This is a genomic window from Kitasatospora sp. NPDC088783 (assembly GCF_044750705.1).
Classification (GTDB): domain Bacteria; phylum Actinomycetota; class Actinomycetes; order Streptomycetales; family Streptomycetaceae; genus Kitasatospora; species Kitasatospora fiedleri.
The window spans coordinates 1-2,151 of sequence record NZ_JBIVKJ010000043.1; the positions used below are offsets into that span (position 1 = coordinate 1).

The following is a 2,151-nucleotide window of genomic DNA, read 5'->3' on the forward strand; positions in this document are numbered from 1 at the left end:
TGAGATGTCTAACACCTCTCTCAACGGCACGGGAGCCTCGTGCGTTGCGGAACGCTGGCCCGTCACCCGATCAGTGGCCATTCTGAAAGAGCTCACTGCTCCAGCCCTTGGCCGTGTTGATGTCCTGCAGGTGCCGCGACCAGAACCCGGCGGCATTCTGCTTATTCCACGTCAGCGACGAGTCGATGTAGGAGGTGTTCCACAGCTCCACCGGACGCGCCGAGCACGAGTACGAGTGGCTCTCGTACGTCCCGAACTCCGCACTGAGGATCTGCTTGCCCACGAACGCGCCGCTGGGGATCTGGAAGAACGCCCGCTTCACGTCCGTCGGCGCACACCGCGAGGTGTCACCGCAGTAGCCCACACCCCAGTCGTGCACGTACGTCGAGGTGTAGGTGAACTTCCAGTACGTCTGGTTCGGGTACGTGCGCGACACGCCCGCCCAGCCCGAAGCGTTCGGGGTGTACCACGCCGGGTCGATCATCACCGGGTACACGGTGGACGGATCGTCCAGCATCCCCTGGTCCGGCGTCAGGACCATCCCGCCCTTCGGCAGGCCCACCTTCAGGCGCGTCATCCTCGCACCCTCACCCGGAACCGTCCCGTCAGCCCCCGCAGCCGCATCGGCAGCCGGGTCAGTAGCAGACTTCGACAGCGCCGACTTCGCCGCACCACCCGACGCGGCGCCGGCCGGCTTCGACGAGTCCCACATCACCGGCACCGGCGCCTGGAACACCGTACCGCCGCCCACCGGGTCCACGGCCTTCAGCGAACCGTCCGCCTCCTGCCGCACCTCCAACCCGTCACTCTGCAACCCCAGCTGCAGCGCGTCCAGTTCGGGGTTCCTCGCGGCCTCGGGCGTGTGCACCACCAGTACCTGGCTGAACCCCGCCGCCGAAGCGGTCAGCTTCAGGTCCACATCCGGCAGGATCGACCGGTACTCCGCCGTATCCCCCTCCAATACCGGCTTCGGCAGCGGCTTGGGCCAGGTGAGCTTCAGCTCCTTGCCCGCCCGCGACATCCGCACCAGCGGCTGACCGCTCCCCCCACCGGAGAACTCGATGTCCGACGTCGCCGCCTTCGGCGCCACCGCACCGCTCGCCAGCACCGCCAGCGCCGGATCCACATCCACCCAACCGCGACCGGCCTTGCGCACCCGCTTGGGCTGCACGTACGTCGTCGCCAACAACCGGCCGTCCGGCTGCGCCACCACGTCCGAGCTCTCGCCCTTCAACGCCTCGACGTCCACCGGCTTCCCGCTCCGCCGCGCCTCCGCGACCGCCAGCACCTCCGCCGCACCGTCCGACGGCTTCGACACCGTCGGACCCGAGGAAGCACCCGACGGCTCCGCCGCCACCGCCGGGGACACTGCCGGTATGCCGACCGCGCCCACCACCACACCGACAGAAAGCAGGACGGCGGTCAGCGTCCGCCCCCACCCTCCGTGCACGGATCTTCTTGCCACACCAAATCCTTTGAATATGAAAAGCCCCAGCAAGGGGAATCTGATCTTCAAGGAAATCCTATGGCGTGTCAATGTGACTTACATGCCCGGGAAATGGGCTGGTGACATATCACCCCATGGGGGGTGTATCGATTAAAAGCGACATCACGACCATTCCAGGATCCCCGGGCGTGTCGCCCCGTCCGAACCCCCACCTTGACAGTCGCGGGCTGCGGATCCCCGGCGGGATGGTTCAGCCGCCATGCCGCACGGCGCGATCGGAGCTGCTCGTGCCCCACCGAGGGCGGCCGGAGTGGATGCACGGCACCCGATCGTCCACAATGCACAAGGGAATTGAGCAGGGATCAAGTTCTTTTGGCAACCGAGAACCAGATGGAAAATAAACATGACATACCGTCAACTAATTTTCTGGAAGGCAGTTTCCCGCCGCCCCCGTACGGCGGGCGGACGAAAAGCCCCGCTGCCCCCGCGCCGGGCGCTATGACGGGGCGATCCAGGCCGGTCCCGGCGCCCCCGACCCCGGTCGGGCGAGCCGTCCAGTACTGCAGCGGTGCTTGCGAGTTGGTGTGTGATAGCGGGTGAGGTCGGCGTGCTGGGGAGTGGCATGATCGCGGCGTGCGGATGGCAGTCGACCGGGTGGTTCTGGCGCATCGGCTGTTCACGGGTGTCTCCCGGCAGCATCTGGG

1 protein-coding gene is annotated in these 2,151 nt (G+C 66.9%); it reads right to left on the reverse strand.

Annotation, left to right across the window (positions count from 1 at the left end):
• Positions 1 to 70 precede the first annotated feature (70 nt).
• Positions 71 to 1,516 carry a hypothetical protein gene (locus ACIP60_RS38245; RefSeq protein WP_400694265.1) on the reverse strand — a complete coding sequence of 482 codons (1,446 nt, stop codon included), beginning with the start codon at positions 1,514 to 1,516 and terminating at the stop codon, positions 71 to 73.
• Between the last annotated feature and the right edge of the window lie 635 nt (positions 1,517 to 2,151).